The 15,990-nt window shown below is 40.9% G+C and carries 15 protein-coding genes and 1 other annotated feature; all 15 genes read left to right on the forward strand.

Features of this window, described 5'->3' with window-relative positions:
• The first annotated feature begins 436 nt into the window (after positions 1-436).
• The 15 genes from BDR01S_RS15705 to BDR01S_RS15775 all read left to right on the forward strand — a co-directional run bounded on the left by BDR01S_RS15705 (position 437) and on the right by BDR01S_RS15775 (position 15,941).
• Complete coding sequence (locus BDR01S_RS15705) at positions 437-898, forward strand: CtsR family transcriptional regulator (protein ID WP_066249327.1); 462 nt, start codon at positions 437-439, stop codon at positions 896-898.
• A 27-nt stretch (positions 899-925) separates the two neighbouring features.
• On the forward strand, positions 926-1,474 hold the full coding sequence (gene mcsA, locus BDR01S_RS15710) for a protein-arginine kinase activator protein McsA (RefSeq protein WP_066249330.1): 549 nt from the start codon (positions 926-928) through the stop codon (positions 1,472-1,474).
• A gap of 1 nt (position 1,475) precedes the next feature.
• Positions 1,476-2,546 (forward strand): protein-arginine kinase McsB, encoded by a 1,071-nt coding sequence (mcsB, locus tag BDR01S_RS15715; RefSeq protein ID WP_066249333.1) that lies wholly within the window; start codon positions 1,476-1,478, stop codon positions 2,544-2,546.
• Between the two features lie 17 nt (positions 2,547-2,563).
• On the forward strand, positions 2,564-5,005 hold the full coding sequence (gene clpC / locus BDR01S_RS15720; protein WP_066249335.1) for an ATP-dependent protease ATP-binding subunit ClpC: 2,442 nt from the start codon (positions 2,564-2,566) through the stop codon (positions 5,003-5,005).
• Between the two features lie 211 nt (positions 5,006-5,216).
• Positions 5,217-6,599 (forward strand): DNA repair protein RadA, encoded by a 1,383-nt coding sequence (gene radA / locus BDR01S_RS15725; protein ID WP_066249337.1) that lies wholly within the window; start codon positions 5,217-5,219, stop codon positions 6,597-6,599.
• Between the two features lie 3 nt (positions 6,600-6,602).
• Positions 6,603-7,676: a DNA integrity scanning diadenylate cyclase DisA gene (disA, locus tag BDR01S_RS15730; RefSeq protein ID WP_066249339.1), complete on the forward strand. Its 1,074-nt coding sequence runs from the start codon at positions 6,603-6,605 to the stop codon at positions 7,674-7,676.
• Between the two features lie 208 nt (positions 7,677-7,884).
• Positions 7,885-8,973: a PIN/TRAM domain-containing protein gene (locus BDR01S_RS15735; RefSeq protein WP_066249342.1), complete on the forward strand. Its 1,089-nt coding sequence runs from the start codon at positions 7,885-7,887 to the stop codon at positions 8,971-8,973.
• A gap of 26 nt (positions 8,974-8,999) precedes the next feature.
• Positions 9,000-9,683, forward strand: a complete 684-nt coding sequence (gene ispD / locus BDR01S_RS15740; protein ID WP_066249344.1) for a 2-C-methyl-D-erythritol 4-phosphate cytidylyltransferase — start codon at positions 9,000-9,002, stop codon at positions 9,681-9,683.
• Positions 9,684-9,685: 2 nt separating this feature from the next.
• The gene (gene ispF / locus BDR01S_RS15745; protein WP_066259554.1) at positions 9,686-10,168 is read left to right on the forward strand and encodes a 2-C-methyl-D-erythritol 2,4-cyclodiphosphate synthase; all 483 of its coding nucleotides are present in this window, start codon (positions 9,686-9,688) and stop codon (positions 10,166-10,168) included.
• 68 nt (positions 10,169-10,236) lie between these two features.
• On the forward strand, positions 10,237-11,694 hold the full coding sequence (gene gltX, locus BDR01S_RS15750) for a glutamate--tRNA ligase (protein WP_066249347.1): 1,458 nt from the start codon (positions 10,237-10,239) through the stop codon (positions 11,692-11,694).
• A gap of 47 nt (positions 11,695-11,741) precedes the next feature.
• Positions 11,742-11,990 (forward strand) — a binding site (T-box leader).
• 225 nt (positions 11,991-12,215) lie between these two features.
• Positions 12,216-12,884 (forward strand): serine O-acetyltransferase, encoded by a 669-nt coding sequence (cysE, locus tag BDR01S_RS15755; protein ID WP_066249349.1) that lies wholly within the window; start codon positions 12,216-12,218, stop codon positions 12,882-12,884.
• A complete protein-coding gene (gene cysS / locus BDR01S_RS15760) occupies positions 12,865-14,262 on the forward strand; it encodes a cysteine--tRNA ligase (protein ID WP_066249351.1) in 1,398 nt (465 codons plus the stop codon). Before cysE ends, cysS begins: the two co-directional genes overlap by 20 nt.
• 3 nt (positions 14,263-14,265) lie before the next feature.
• Entirely contained in the window at positions 14,266-14,685 is a 420-nt protein-coding gene (locus BDR01S_RS15765; RefSeq protein WP_066249353.1) for a Mini-ribonuclease 3, read from the forward strand.
• On the forward strand, positions 14,686-15,429 hold the full coding sequence (gene rlmB, locus BDR01S_RS15770) for a 23S rRNA (guanosine(2251)-2'-O)-methyltransferase RlmB (protein WP_066249358.1): 744 nt from the start codon (positions 14,686-14,688) through the stop codon (positions 15,427-15,429).
• A gap of 2 nt (positions 15,430-15,431) precedes the next feature.
• A complete protein-coding gene (locus BDR01S_RS15775) occupies positions 15,432-15,941 on the forward strand; it encodes an NYN domain-containing protein (protein ID WP_066249360.1) in 510 nt (169 codons plus the stop codon).
• Positions 15,942-15,990: the final 49 nt, after the last annotated feature.

Here is a 15,990-nt window from a genome sequence, read left to right on the forward strand (position 1 = left end):
TTTATCAAACCCAGTGCCTAACCTGCCCCCCAACCGAGATGAGCGGACCCTCCCTCCCGGACCCAGATGAGGGAAACAGCATCTTTTTATCGAGTGGCATTCATGCCACCAAAAATAGAAATTAAAAAAATGGCTCAGTATAGTTAACTGAGCCATTTTATTTTTAATTGCAAAACAAGTACAAAAGGCAGAACAAATCGTGCTACATTTTTGATTGCATTTTCAGGTTTTGTGATAGGAAACGGAACCCGTTATTAAAATAGTTGTCTTTTTTTATGCCCAAATTAAATTAGACGCCACCATACTTTTAATTATTCCTAGGTTTCACAATGACGAGATTTGGGAAAAATCTATAATAGTGAATCGTTGCATCTACATAAAAAATTCAGTATAATTTAGTCAAAGATAGTCAAAGTCAGAGAATGGGGGTGGGAAGATGAGAAACATCTCTGATATTATTGAGAAATATCTTAAACAAGTATTGGAATTAAGTGAAAAGGATCTTGTTGAAATTAAACGGAGTGAAGTTGCTGATAAATTCCAATGTGTACCCTCTCAAATAAATTATGTGATTAATACCCGTTTTACGATTGAAAGAGGATATATAGTCGAAAGTAAACGGGGAGGCGGCGGATATATACGGATTATGAAAGTTAAATCCCATGACTTGGCCCACTTAATAGATCAATTGCTCGCACTTATTCAAGGCAGGGTTAGTCAAACAAGTGCAGAGGATGTCATATTAAGGCTCATACAAGAAGAAATTATTTCACAGCGGGAAGCGAAAATTATGCTAAGTGTCATCGATCGTTCCGTTTTGTATATTGATCTTCCATACCGAGATGAATTAAGAGCAAGAATGCTAAAAGCGATGTTAACATCTTTAAAATATAAATAAATTTTTTCTGTGTAAAGAGGTGAAAGTATGATTTGCCAAGAATGTAATCAAAGACCTGCAGCACTTCATTTTACAAAAATAATCAATGGGGAAAAGACAGAAGTGCATCTTTGTGAAAAATGTGCTCAGGAAAAGGGAGAAATGTTTATTTTTAATGGGGAATCCGGTTTTACTTTTAATAATTTATTAGCAGGATTATTAAATATTGATCCCAACTTTCAAAAGCCTAGCCAGAGTCCCTTTCATCAGGAGGAAATTCTTCAATGCGACTCTTGCGCAATGACCTTTCCACAGTTTTTAAAAGTGGGGCGCTTTGGATGTTCCCATTGTTACGAAGCATTTAAGGAACAACTTAAACCAGTATTAAGGCGACTCCATAGTGGGAACTGGACACATAATGGGAAAATACCAAAAAGGATAGGTGGAGGAATTCATCTACGTAAACAAATTGAAGAATTGAAAAGTAATCTTAAAGATTCAATCAACAATGAAGAATTTGAAAAGGCTGCAGAGATTCGCGATGAAATACGAAAGCTGGAGAAAAATTTAGCAGCCAGCCACGAGGGAGGGGAATAACGTGTCGCTCGAACGGTTTCTAAATCAAGCTGTCAGTTCGTGGATGAGCGCAGCAGGACCAGATTCAGATATTGTCCTCAGCTCCCGGATACGCTTGGCTCGCAACTTTGATGAATATAAGTTTCCAACACTTTTTACCCATGAAGAAGCCAAAATGATTATTGATAATATGGAAGTCATATTAAATCAATCGCCTATACAAAAGTTTGGCCAAATGGAATTATTAAAAATTGAGGAATTACAGCCGCTTCAGAAAAGGGTACTAGTTGAAAAACATTTAATAAGCCCGCATCTGGCGGAAGATTCACGATACGGGGCAGTTCTATTAACCGAAAACGAAGAAGTTAGTATTATGATAAATGAAGAGGATCATATCCGGATTCAGTGCTTATACCCAGGGTTGCAATTATCGGAAGCGTTGGATGCTGCAAATGAAATCGATGATTGGCTTGAAAGTAATGTTCAATATGCATTTGATGAAAAACATGGATATTTAACAAGTTGCCCGACTAACGTGGGAACCGGTCTCCGCGCTTCTGTGATGATGCACTTGCCCGGGTTAATGTTAACACAGCAAATTAATAAAATTATTCCTGCAATTAATCAATTAGGTCTTGTTGTTAGAGGAATTTATGGGGAAGGTAGCGAAGCTTTAGGTAATATATTTCAAATTTCTAATCAAATCACGCTTGGGAAATCAGAAGAGGATATTAGTCGTGATCTGAAGGGGGTTGTCAGCCAGCTAATTTCACAAGAAAGGTCGGCACGTGAAGCATTACGCAAAACTTCAAACATACAATTAGAAGATAGGGTTTTCCGATCATTAGGAGTGTTATCTAATAGCCGAATTATTGAATCAAAAGAAGCAGCAAGGTGTTTATCCGATGTTCGGCTTGGAATAGATATGGGTTATATTGATAAAATGCCTAAGACAATCTTAAATGAATTAATGATATTGACCCAGCCGGGTTTCTTACAGCAATACGCTGGGGGTTCATTAAGGCCATATGAGAGAGACATCAGACGGGCAGCTTTAATTAGGGATCGAATAAAAATGGAGCAAGAAAAATAGGTGGGGAGGAAGAGAATATGATGTTCGGCCGTTTTACTGAAAGAGCGCAGAAGGTTCTAGCTTTAGCACAAGAGGAAGCCATTCGTCTTGGGCATAACAATATTGGAACAGAGCACATTTTATTAGGTTTAACTCGAGAAGGCGAAGGGATAGCAGCAAAGGCCCTTTATGGACTGGGTTTAGGATCAGAAAAAATCCAAAAAGAAGTAGAAAATTTAATTGGCAAAGGACAGGAAGCTTCTCAAACTATTCACTACACTCCTAGAGCTAAAAAGGTCATTGAATTATCAATGGATGAGGCACGAAAATTAGGACATTCCTATGTTGGCACCGAGCATATTCTCCTTGGTTTAATCCGTGAAGGAGAAGGGGTTGCAGCCCGAGTACTAAATAATCTGGGTGTTAGTTTGAATAAGGCAAGACAGCAGGTGCTTCAACTATTGGGAAGTAATGAGTCTGGCGGGCATCAAGGCGGAGCATCAGCTAGTGCCAACACGCCGACACTCGATAGCCTTGCCCGTGATTTAACTTCGATTGCCCGTGAAGGAAGCCTTGATCCTGTGATAGGACGTGGAAAGGAAATTCAACGCGTAATTGAAGTGTTAAGCCGTCGGACAAAGAATAACCCGGTCTTAATTGGAGAGCCGGGAGTTGGTAAAACAGCAATTGCTGAAGGACTCGCTCAGCAAATTGTCAATAATGAGGTTCCAGAAATTCTTCGTGATAAACGGGTAATGACCCTTGATATGGGTACAGTCGTAGCAGGAACAAAATATCGCGGTGAATTTGAAGATCGTCTAAAAAAAGTTATGGATGAAATTCGCCAAGCTGGGAATATTATTCTTTTCATTGATGAGCTCCACACATTAATTGGTGCCGGCGGTGCAGAAGGGGCTATAGATGCTTCCAATATCTTAAAGCCATCGCTTGCTCGTGGTGAGCTTCAATGTATCGGTGCAACTACTCTCGATGAATATCGCAAATATATTGAAAAAGATGCTGCACTAGAAAGACGTTTCCAGCCGATTCGTGTTGATGAACCAACGGCTGAAGAATCGATTCAGATTTTAGAGGGTTTGCGTGATCGCTATGAGGCCCATCACCGTGTCTCGATTACAGATGAAGCTATTCAAGCAGCTGTAAAATTATCAGACCGCTATATTTCTGATCGTTTCTTGCCGGATAAAGCGATCGATCTAATAGATGAAGCAGGGTCCAAGGTTCGCCTTCGTTCCTTTACCACTCCACCTAATTTAAAAGAATTAGAAGTGAAGCTTGAGGAAGTTCGAAAAGAAAAAGATTCTGCCGTGCAGAGTCAAGAATTTGAAAAGGCCGCTTCCTTAAGGGATACGGAACAGCGTTTGCGTGAACAACTTGAGGAGACAAAGAAGAACTGGAAAGAAAAGCAGGGAAAAGAAAATAATGAAGTTACCGTTGAAGATATTGCCAGCGTTGTATCAAGCTGGACCGGAGTACCTGTTTCTAAGCTCGCTCAAACAGAGATGACGAAGCTCCTTAACCTAGAAGAAGTTCTCCATTCTCGTGTCATTGGTCAAGAGGAGGCTGTTAAGGCGGTTTCTAAGGCTGTCCGCCGTGCAAGAGCAGGATTAAAGGATCCAAAACGTCCAATTGGTTCCTTCGTTTTCTTAGGACCAACTGGTGTAGGTAAAACGGAATTAGCTCGTGCTCTTGCTGAGGCTATGTTTGGTGATGAGGATGCGATGATTCGAATTGATATGTCCGAGTATATGGAGAAGCATTCTACATCTCGTCTGGTTGGTTCACCGCCAGGATATGTCGGCTATGAAGAAGGCGGCCAATTAACAGAAAAGGTTCGCAGAAAGCCATACTCTGTTGTATTGCTAGATGAAATTGAAAAGGCACATCCGGATGTATTTAATATTCTGCTTCAAGTTCTTGAAGATGGTCGTTTGACAGATTCAAAAGGAAGAACCGTAGATTTCCGTAATACGGTCTTGATTATGACATCCAATGTTGGTGCTGAAGCGCTCAAACGGAACAAGTATGTCGGCTTTAATATTCAAGATGGCGAACAGGATTATAAAGATATGAAGGGTAAAGTAATGGGAGAATTAAAGAAAGCCTTCCGTCCTGAATTCCTGAACCGTATTGATGAAATTATTGTTTTCCATGCGTTAGAGAGAAAGCATCTTGAAGAAATTGTCACCTTGTTATCAGAGCAATTAATCAAACGCTTAAAGGAGCAGCATATTTCCTTAGAATTAACGGCTGCGGCAAAGGCGAAAATTTCTGTAGAAGGCTATGACCCAGAGTATGGTGCACGACCATTACGCCGTGCGATTCAAAAGCATATTGAAGACCGGCTTTCTGAGGAACTATTAAAAGGAACATTATTAACAGGTCAGCATGCAGTAATCGATGTAGACAATGGTGAATTCACTGTTAAAACTGCTGAGAATACAAGTTTGGTCAAATAGAATGGTATTCAATTAGGCTGCTATACCCATGCAGAGGTACACGTAAATAAAGAAAAATCGTGTACCTCTTTTTTTCGGTTTTTTAATATGGAAAAATCACATCGGTGTGGTACCCTTTAAATAGTTAACAAAATCTGGCTCCTGCGCCAAGCGTAAATTACGCTATCCGGCGCTTGCGCTTTTCTTAGTTTCACGAGAGGATCGAAGAAGAATGGCAAAACGGAAAACAAAGTTTATGTGTCAAGAGTGCGGGTATGAGTCAGCTAAATGGATGGGTAAATGTCCCGGCTGTGGTGAATGGAATAAGATGGTTGAGGAAGTAGAAGTAACAGGTGCGACTAGGAGAGGTGCCTTTGCTCATTCCCAAAGCGGGTCAGGACTATTAGCTAAACCTATGCCGATTAACTCCATAGAGATGGAAAATGAACCAAGGATTTTAACGGACTTAAATGAATTAAACCGGGTGCTTGGCGGGGGCGTGGTCAAGGGTTCCTTAGTGCTGATTGGCGGAGACCCCGGAATCGGTAAGTCAACACTCCTCTTACAAGTATCTTCCCAACTCGCCAATAAAGGCAATCAGGTTTTATACATATCCGGAGAGGAATCATTGCGGCAAACTAAGCTTCGTGCGGAACGATTAGGTATATCCTCTGAAAATCTCCTCGTTTACTCTGAAACGAATCTTGAGGAAATCAACCGAACCATCGAAAATTCGAATCCAAGTTTTGTGATCATTGATTCAATTCAGACGGTATTTCATCCAGATGTAACCAGTGCACCGGGAAGTGTCTCACAAGTTCGTGAATGTACATCGGAATTAATGAGAATCGGGAAGACCAAAGGGATTGCCATATTTATTGTCGGGCATGTAACCAAAGAAGGATCGATTGCAGGTCCTCGGTTGCTTGAGCATATGGTGGATACCGTTCTCTATTTTGAAGGGGAAAGACACCATACCTACCGAATTCTAAGGGCAGTCAAAAACCGTTTCGGTTCAACCAATGAAATGGGAATTTTTGAAATGAAAGAATTAGGTCTTGAAGAAGTGGCCAATCCTTCAGAGATATTCTTGGAAGAGCGTTCACGTGGTGCCTCAGGCTCTACGGTGGTGGCATCAATGGAAGGGACAAGGCCGGTCCTTGTTGAAATTCAAGCGTTGATATCCCCGACTAGTTTTGGGAATCCAAGAAGAATGGCAACTGGAATCGATCATAACCGCGTGCCTCTATTGATGGCCGTATTGGAAAAACGAGTCGGAATGCTCCTTCAGAATCAGGATGCCTACTTGAAAGTTGCAGGTGGCGTAAAATTAGATGAACCGGCGATTGATTTAGCCATAACTGTGAGTATTGCTTCCAGTTATAAAGATAAACCAACAAGGCCAACCGATTGTATTATTGGTGAAGTAGGGTTAACCGGCGAAGTAAGAAGGGTATCAAGGATTGAGCAGCGCGTCCAGGAAGCGGCCAAGCTGGGATTTGAACGGGTCATCTTGCCGGCAAATAATCTTGGCGGCTGGAAGGGGCCAAAGGGGATTGAACTCATTGGGGTTTCGAACGTAAGTGAAGCATTAAAAGCAGCGTTGGGAGGGTAGCAGATGGAGAATAAAAAGCTAGGTGAACATACCGTAAGTGAAATATTACAGTTCCTTGCACCTGGTACACCCATCCGTGAAGGAATCGACAATGTTCTCCGTGCGAACACGGGAGGCCTTATTGTCATTGGATTTAACGAAAAAGTGAAAAACATCGTTGACGGCGGCTTTGAAATTAATTGTCCATTTTCGCCTAGCTTTTTATATGAATTAGCAAAAATGGACGGTGCCATTATCCTCAACGAATTAGGAAATAAAATTCTCTTCGCCAATGCCCAGTTGGCTCCTGACTCCGATATTCCTTCGACAGAAACTGGGATGAGGCATCGCACAGCAGAAAGAACAGCAAAACAGACCAAAGCTTTAACAATTGCCATTTCGCAACGGAGAAACGTCATTACCCTATACCAAGGGAATTTTCGCTATGCATTAAAAGACATTGCCGTTATTTTAACAAAAGCGAATCAAGCGATACAGACCCTTGAAAAGTATAAGACAGTATTGGAACAAAGTATTACTAATTTGAGTATTCTCGAGTTTGAGGAGTCGGTTACCTATAACGATTTTTTACTTGTCCTCCATCGGTTTGAAATGGTCTTAAAGATCAAGAACGAACTGCTAGCCTATTTACATGAGTTAGGAACAGAAGGCCGCCTCATTCGGCTGCAATTGAATGAAATACTAACTAATTTAGAAGACGAGACGATGCTCATTATCAAAGATTATGCCTTTGACAGAGACATCAAGGCAAGAGACATGCTCGGAAAAATGCAGTCCATCGCTACGAGCGGTACGATTGAAGATATGGTTCTTTTGAAATTAATGGGATATCTAGGCTATGTGCATCTGGATGAGAATAAAAGTCCGCGCGGCTACCGAATTCTTCATAAAATACCAAGACTTCCTTCCATCATTATCGAAAATCTAATCAGCAGTTTTGGTGAGCTTTCCAAAATTATTTCCGCATCAGTTGAAGAATTAGATGAAGTAGAAGGAATCGGGGAAGTTCGGGCTAAAAAGATCAAAGAAGGCTTTAAATTGATTAAAGAACGGTTATACACAGACCGTCACCTTTAGTGGTAATAAACTTCGGGTTAACGAAAGTAAAAAAAATCCAATCGTTTGACACGAAATTTTTCCAATGTTACCCTAGGGAAGATATCCTAAACCTATTTATTCTAACTAACAAGATAATTTTTTATACGATTTTGTAACTGAAAAATAATCTGGAAATTAAGGTTTCATTTCCATGAAAATGTTTATAATGAGTAGAGGAGGTGAAGGAATGTTAAAACGTATTGTGCAGGCTTGCTTCCTCATTATGGGTGGTACGCTTGGTATTTTATTATTACCGGAATTGTTCAATTTACTTCATATCAATGACATTCCCCTGATTAGCAACTCGTATATCACTGCTGTTTTAGGTGCTATTATTTTTTATCTTATTACCTTTTGGGCAGTAGATTATGTCTTTAATTTTATTAAGTGGGCTGAGGATTCTTTAGTAAAGGTTCCTGTGACAGATGTTCTTTTTGGTAGTGTGGGCTTAATATTCGGTCTGTTGGTAGCCTTTTTAATCGGCTTTGCCCTTAATGCCGTTCAGGTCCCAATATTAAATGCCGTTGCTCCAATCTTGCTTACCATCTTGTTTGGTTATATGGGTTTTCAGGTTGGATTCAAGAAAAGGGATGAGCTCTTAGGCCTTTTTGGGAACCGCAGTAATAAGAAAAAGGGCACTGATGAAGAAAATGATAAGGAAGTTAATCATCCTTTGAAAATATTAGATACAAGTGTCATCATTGATGGTCGTGTAGCCGATATTTGTCAGACAGGATTTTTAGAAGGTACCATTGTCATTCCTCAATTCGTTCTTGAAGAATTACAGCATATTGCCGACTCTTCCGATGTGTTGAAACGAAACCGCGGCCGCAGAGGTTTGGATATCTTAAATCGAATTCAAAAGGAACTCGCCATTAAGGTGGAAATTTATGAGGGAGATTTTGAGGAAATTAGTGAGGTGGACTCAAAGCTCGTTAAATTAGCAAAAATTACAAACGGCATCTTAGTTACGAATGACTTTAACCTGAATAAAGTTTGTGAATTACAAAATGTTTCGGTGTTAAACATCAATGATTTAGCCAATGCGGTCAAACCTGTTGTCTTACCAGGTGAGGAATTAACGGTTCAAGTCATTAAAGATGGAAAAGAATATCATCAGGGCGTTGCCTATTTAGATGACGGTACGATGATTGTTGTCGAGGAAGGAAGAGAATATATCGGTAAAAGAATCGAGGTTCTTGTCACGAGTGTTCTTCAGACATCCGCGGGACGCATGATTTTTGCTAAACCCAAATTATTAGAAAAGGCACTATAGATACTAGATAGAGTGGGGTAAATTCTATGACTTACCAAGTCATTCTCCCGGCAGCCGGCCAGGGAAAAAGGATGGGTGCAGGGAAAAACAAGCTTTTGCTGGAGCTAAACGGGATTCCTGTCCTCATTCATACACTTCAGGTATTTGAACAAGATGAGGCATGCAGTGGAATGATTCTTGCCATTCACCCCCAGGATGAACCGGAATTTAAAGTGTTATTAGCCAGATACAATGTAACGAAGGTAATTACCTTCGTACCGGGCGGCAAAGAACGTCAGGATAGTATTTATAATGCACTTAAATTAGTGAAAACCAACGGAATTATTCTTGTCCATGATGCGGCACGTCCTTTTATCTTAAAAGAACACATCCACCGTTTAGCAGACATAGCCGAAGAAACAGGTGCAGCCATTTTGGGAGTACCGGCAAAAGACACCATCAAAAAGGTAGATGACGGTGTAGTCGTTGAAACTGTCGAACGTTCAAGCTTGTGGGCTGTTCAAACCCCACAAGCTTTTCGCATTTTACTTCTTAAGGAAGCGTACGAACAGGCAGAAAAGGATTACTTCCTAGGAACAGATGATGCTAGTCTGGTTGAGCGGCTTAATTATCCGGTTGCCATGGTAGAAGGCGATTACGATAATATAAAATTAACAACACCAGAAGATTTATTCTTTGCTGAAGCTATTTTAAAAAAGAGGGGTTTTTAATGATGTTTCGAATTGGTCAGGGCTTTGATGTCCATCAATTAACAGAAGGGCGCCCGTTAATTATAGGTGGAATCACCATACCTTATGAAAAGGGCTTGCTCGGTCATTCGGATGCCGATGTTTTATTACATACTGTTTCCGATGCATGCCTTGGTGCGATTGGAGAAGGCGATATTGGAAAACACTTTCCGGATACCGATCCAAATTTTAAAGATGCTGACTCGGCTAAGCTGATGGAGCATGTTTGGCAATTAGTAAAAAACAAAGGCTACGAACTTGTTAATGCTGATTGTACGATTATTGCCCAAAAACCGAAAATGGCACCTTATATTGAGCAAATGCGCGTAAGGATTGCGGAATTACTTGAGGCAGCACCTGATCAAATCAATGTAAAGGCGACCACAACAGAGAAGCTGGGCTTTACCGGCAGAGGAGAAGGTATTGCTTCCCAGGTGGTTGTTTTGTTAAAAAAGGTTAACAATTAACCTTTTACAGTCAAATATACAGTGATACAATAGACCAGAAATCAAAAGGTAAAAATGGAGGCATTCAGATGTCAAACGAAGTTCGTGTAAGATATGCTCCAAGTCCAACGGGGCATTTACATATTGGCAACGCCCGTACAGCGTTATTTAATTATTTATTTGCCCGCAATCAAGGCGGGAAATTTATCATCCGTATTGAGGATACCGATAAGAAGCGGAATATTGAAGGCGGCGAAGAAAGCCAGTTAAAATATTTAAAATGGCTTGGCATGGATTGGGATGAGAGTGTCGATGTCGGCGGCGAATACGGACCGTACCGTCAATCGGAACGAAATGATATTTATGAAACGTACTATAATCAATTATTAGCTAATGGTCATGCCTATAAATGTTATTGTACAGAAGCAGAGATTGAAGCAGAGCGGGAAGCTCAGACTGAAAGAGGAGAGACACCTCATTATTCCGGTAAATGCCGTCATTTAACAGATGAACAAAAAAGCCGGTTCGAAAGCGAAGGCCGTCAGCCAAGCATCCGCATCCTCGTACCTGAAGGAAAGACCTACACATTTGATGATATGGTAAAGGGTACTGTTTCGTTTGAGTCGGAAGGGATGGGCGATTGGGTCATCATTAAAAAAGATGGTACTCCGACCTATAACTTTGCGGTAACAATTGACGATTATTTAATGAAAATCTCGCATGTGCTTCGTGGCGATGATCATATTTCTAATACACCTAAGCAATTAATGGTCTATGAAGCCTTAGGCTGGGAGCCGCCAATATTTGGACATATGACCTTGATTGTCAATGAAAGCCGCAAAAAGTTAAGTAAGCGTGATGAGTCTATCATACAATTTATTGAACAATATGAAGAACTGGGGTATATCCCAGAAGCATTATTTAACTTTATTACACTGCTCGGCTGGTCGCCAGCGGGTGAAGAAGAAATTTATTCAAAGAATGAGTTTATTGAGATCTTCGATGCGAATCGTTTATCGAAATCTCCGGCACTATTTGATAAGCAAAAGCTGTTATGGATGAACAACCAATATATGAAAAAAATTGAGCTTAACCGTGTCGTTGAACTGGTCAAGCCCCACTTAATGAAAGTTGGCCGAATCAGTGAGAGTATGACTGATGAACAATACCAATGGCTGCAAGGACTTGTTGCTCTTTTACAGGAAAAAATGAGCTATGGTGCTGAAATCGTGGAATTATCAGATATGTTTTTCCAAGAAGATGCCGTCTATGAAGAAGATACGAAAGAGATATTAGCGGGAGAAACCGTTCCAGAAGTATTAAAGGCGTTTTCTCACGAACTAGATCAGCTTGAAATTTTCCGTGCGGATGGTATTAAGGCAGCTATGAAGGCTGTACAAAAGTCGACGGGCCAAAAGGGCAAAAACCTATTTATGCCAATTCGTGCGGCAGTAACAGGCCAAACACACGGACCTGACCTTCCACAAGCCATTGAACTACTAGGAAAAGATAAAGTTCAAATGAGAATTAATAAAATAATTAGTTAACATTGTAGAGGAAATGTAATATAGTAAAAGAAAGAAATTTCATACTTCTAAAAGTGTAGAAGAGGATAAGTAAAAAAAAGACGCTTTAAAGAGAAAACCATCACCGGCTGAAAGTGGTTTAAGCCTCTCGTTTTTTGAAATGCACCTCTGAGCCCTGTTTCGAAAGGAGTCAACTCCAAGTAGAAATGGGCGGAACCTATCCGTTAACAGGTAGAGTGAGACCCGTTGTAAGCTTTCCGTTTTCGAACGAGCTTTACGGTCTAATCAGAGTGGAACCGCGCAAAAGCGTCTCTGTCGTTAAGACAGAGGCGCTTTTTTATTTCTTAGAAGGGTTATAACTTTGAACTTAGATAACAGTCTAGCTTCAGCACCCAGCGGCTAGTGTACTTCGCCCTTTTCCCTACGATAAGTCAACATCGGATCGCTACGCTCTCCGTGTTTCCTTTATCTCAGTCAAAGTGCTCCAGTCCATACGCCGCTAAACGGGTGCTTACGCTTTATAAATAAGGGGGAGAATGGTAATGTTCAAGAAGTTGAGGGAGGACGTTGAGGTTGTTTTTGAACAAGATCCTGCAGCAAGAAGTCATTTAGAAGTGATCTTGACGTATTCAGGCTTACATGCCATTTGGTCACATCGACTCGCGCATGCACTCTTTAATCGGAAATTATTTTTCCTTGCCAGGGTTATTTCACAAGTAAGCCGATTTTTTACGGGAATTGAAATACATCCCGGGGCAAAAATAGGCAGAAGATTTTTTATTGACCATGGCATGGGTGTCGTTATAGGGGAAACGTGTGAAATTGGGGATAATGTAACTATATATCAAGGGGTAACGCTTGGTGGGACGGGTAAAGAAAAAGGAAAGCGGCATCCGACGATTAAGGATAATGTTCTAATTGCCACAGGTGCCAAGGTGCTTGGTTCAATAACGGTGGGTGAAAACTCCAAAATTGGCGGCGGCTCGGTTGTATTAAGAGAAGTTCCCCCTAACTCAACGGTAGTTGGGATTCCAGGGAGAGTCGTCATCCAGGATGGAAGAAGAATTACCAGGGACTTGGACCACTGTGACATGCCAGACCCTGTTGCCGACCGCTTTAAAGAAATGCAAAATGATCTGGATAAGTTAATGCATGAACTCGAAGAATTAAAAGGAGAAAGGATAAAAATCAATGGCCATTCAACTTTATAATACACTAACACGCAAAAAGGAAACGTTCGTACCGCTCGAAGAAGGAAAAGTAAAAATGTATGTTTGCGGTCCGACGGTCTATAATTATATTCATATCGGTAATGCGCGACCGGCGATTGTCTTTGATACGGTTCGGCGCTATATGGAATATCGCGGCTATGAGGTTCAATATGTTTCCAATTTTACCGATGTTGATGACAAATTGATTCGAGCAGCCAATCAGTTAGGCGAAAGTGTGCCGGCGATTGCTGACAGATTTATTAATGCCTACTTTGAAGATGTGACGGCATTAGGCTGCCAGAAGGCGGATGTTCATCCACGGGTAATGGAAAACATGGATATTATCATTGACTTCATCAGTAAATTGGTCGAAAAGGGCTACGCTTATGAATCTGCCGGTGATGTTTATTTCCGGACAAGAAAATTTGATGATTATGGTAAGCTGTCGCATCAATCGATTGATGACCTGCAGGTCGGTGCAAGAATTGAAGTCGGGGACAGGAAACAAGACGACTTAGACTTTGCATTATGGAAAGCGGCTAAGGAAGGGGAAATCTACTGGGAGAGCCCATGGGGACTTGGTCGTCCCGGCTGGCATATTGAGTGCTCAGCGATGGCGAAAAAGTATCTGGGCGAAACCATTGATATTCACGCCGGTGGACAGGATTTAACTTTCCCGCATCATGAAAATGAAATTGCTCAGTCAGAAGCCTTGTCAGGAAAATTATTTTCTCGTTACTGGATGCACAATGGCTATATCAATATTGACAATGAAAAAATGTCTAAATCATTAGGGAATTTTGTCCTTGTTCATGACATTATTAAAAAGCATAATCCGCAAGTGTTACGGTTTTTCATGCTATCTGTTCATTACCGTAATCCAATTAATTATAGCGAGGAATTACTGGAGAGCACGAGAGCAGCATTTGACCGTTTAACGACTTCCTATCAAAACTTGAAGCATCGCAAGGAAGCTAGCACGGACTTAACGGATACAAATCAGGAATGGCTTGAAAAAATTGCAAAATTGCATCAAGAATACATTGAGGCAATGGATGATGATTTTAACACAGCAAAAGCTATTTCCGTTTTATTCGACCTCTCGAAACTAGCTAATTATTATCTTTTAGAAAAAAATACTGCGGTTGAAGTGATTGATGCATTCACAACAAAATTTGAAGAGTTATTCCATGTCTTAGGGCTGACATTTGAAAAAGAAGAAATGCTTGACGATGAGATCGATGCGCTGATTGAAAAGCGAATCCAGGCTCGGAAAGACCGCAACTTCCAATTGTCAGACCAAATTAGAGATCAGTTAAAGGACATGAATATTATATTAGAAGATACACCGCAGGGTACAAGGTGGAAGAGAGGCTAATTCATGCTTGAATATCAAAATACAATCGATGTTAAACAATTAAATAGTCTCGCCCTTGCCTACATGGGTGACGCCATTTATGAAACGTATGTAAGGCGTCACCTCCTCTATAGCGGAAAGGTAAGACCCAATCAATTGCACCGCACAGGGACCACTTATGTGTCGGCGAAAGCACAAAGCCGAATTCTTTTTCACATGATCGATGATCAACTGCTCGATGAAGAGGAACTAGCGGTGGTTATGCGCGGTAGAAATGCGAAATCAGGGACTGTACCTAAAAACACGGATGTCCAAACCTATCATTACAGCACAGCTTTTGAAGCATTGATGGGCTATCTATATTTAACCGGTAAAATAGTGCGTTTAGAAGAACTTATTCAAAGATCATTTTTATATGTGGATGAAAGAAAGGAGGAACGCTAGATGGAACAAGAATATATTGTTGGCAAAAACCCGGTCATCGAAGCGCTTAAATCAGAAAGGGATATTAATAAAATCCTAATTGCCGAGGGATCGCAGCGAGGACAAATGCAGCAAATTACTCAATTAGCCAAAGAAGCAAATGTGATTGTTCAATTTGTACCAAAGAAAAAAATTGATCAAATCGCCGATGAAAATCATCAAGGGGTTCTTGCTTATGTGGCTGCTTATCAATATGCGGAAATGGATGACTTGTTTGCCGCAGCAGAAAAGAAAAACGAACCGCCTTTCTTTTTGTTATTGGATGAAATTGAGGACCCTCATAACCTGGGGTCAATCATGAGAACGGCAGATTCCGTGGGGGCTCATGGTATCATTATTCCGAAGCGGCGCGCTGTTGGGCTAACCGCAACAGTCGCTAAAGCCTCGACAGGTGCGATTGAATATATCCCTGTTGTTCGTGTTACGAATATGGCAAGAACCATCGATGAATTGAAAGAACGGGGTATTTGGATTGCAGGAACTGATGCAAAAGGGAAAGATGATTACCGCCGATTAGACGGAACCCTGCCACTAGGCTTAGTCATTGGCAGTGAAGGAAAAGGGATGGGAAGACTGATTCGTGATAAATGCGATTTTCTCATTCATTTGCCAATGGTGGGTAAAGTAACCTCCCTAAATGCGTCCGTTGCTGCTGCCTTGCTCATGTATGAGGTATACCGAAAACGACACACACTTGAGCGATAGTAATGGATATCCTGCTTGTCGACGGATATAACATTATCGGGGCCTGGCCAGAACTAAGAGCGTTAAAGGAACACGATTTACCTGCCGCACGTGACCGCTTAGTAGAGAGAATGGCGGAATACCAAGCCTATTCTGGTTTTCGTGTGATTGTTGTATTTGACGCCTATTATGTTCAAGGCACAGAAAAAAAGTATAAAAATCATAAGATAGAAGTTATTTTTACAAAAGAAAATGAGACGGCAGATGAGCGGATTGAAAAGTTGGCAATCAGTCTGAGTAACCGAAAAACGCAAGTACATGTGGCGACTTCCGATTTTACAGAGCAATGGGCCATTTTTGGACAAGGTGCATTAAGGAAGTCGGCCCGTGAATTGCTGATTGAAATGTCTTCCATTGAAAAAGGGATCGAAAAGAAAGTCAAAACCATTCAAGGAAAAAGGCCCGCTTCCAAAATAAAGATAAGTGATGAAATGGCAGAAATTTTCGAAAAGTGGCGCAGAGGACAAAAGTGAACGTGGACTAATAAATAGTTGTCATGTATACTATTACTATCTATGCTTG

It is taken from the genome of Neobacillus drentensis NBRC 102427, from assembly GCF_001591445.1.
Lineage (GTDB): Bacteria > Bacillota > Bacilli > Bacillales > Cytobacillaceae > Neobacillus > Neobacillus drentensis.

Bases quoted from the DNA above. Each gene is read 5' to 3' on its own strand.
- gltX (WP_066249347.1), top strand. From the start codon at position 10,237: ATGTCAAACGAAGTTCGTGTAAGATATGCTCCAAGTCCAACGGGGCAT.
- ispD (WP_066249344.1), top strand. From the start codon at position 9,000: ATGACTTACCAAGTCATTCTCCCGGCAGCCGGCCAGGGAAAAAGGATG.
- BDR01S_RS15705 (WP_066249327.1), top strand. From the start codon at position 437: ATGAGAAACATCTCTGATATTATTGAGAAATATCTTAAACAAGTATTG.
- rlmB (WP_066249358.1), top strand. From the start codon at position 14,686: ATGGAACAAGAATATATTGTTGGCAAAAACCCGGTCATCGAAGCGCTT.
- ispF (WP_066259554.1), top strand. From the start codon at position 9,686: ATGTTTCGAATTGGTCAGGGCTTTGATGTCCATCAATTAACAGAAGGG.
- BDR01S_RS15735 (WP_066249342.1), top strand. From the start codon at position 7,885: ATGTTAAAACGTATTGTGCAGGCTTGCTTCCTCATTATGGGTGGTACG.
- cysE (WP_066249349.1), top strand. From the start codon at position 12,216: ATGTTCAAGAAGTTGAGGGAGGACGTTGAGGTTGTTTTTGAACAAGAT.
- cysS (WP_066249351.1), top strand. From the start codon at position 12,865: ATGGCCATTCAACTTTATAATACACTAACACGCAAAAAGGAAACGTTC.
- mcsA (WP_066249330.1), top strand. From the start codon at position 926: ATGATTTGCCAAGAATGTAATCAAAGACCTGCAGCACTTCATTTTACA.
- clpC (WP_066249335.1), top strand. From the start codon at position 2,564: ATGATGTTCGGCCGTTTTACTGAAAGAGCGCAGAAGGTTCTAGCTTTA.
- BDR01S_RS15765 (WP_066249353.1), top strand. From the start codon at position 14,266: ATGCTTGAATATCAAAATACAATCGATGTTAAACAATTAAATAGTCTC.
- BDR01S_RS15775 (WP_066249360.1), top strand. From the start codon at position 15,432: ATGGATATCCTGCTTGTCGACGGATATAACATTATCGGGGCCTGGCCA.
- radA (WP_066249337.1), top strand. From the start codon at position 5,217: ATGGCAAAACGGAAAACAAAGTTTATGTGTCAAGAGTGCGGGTATGAG.
- disA (WP_066249339.1), top strand. From the start codon at position 6,603: ATGGAGAATAAAAAGCTAGGTGAACATACCGTAAGTGAAATATTACAG.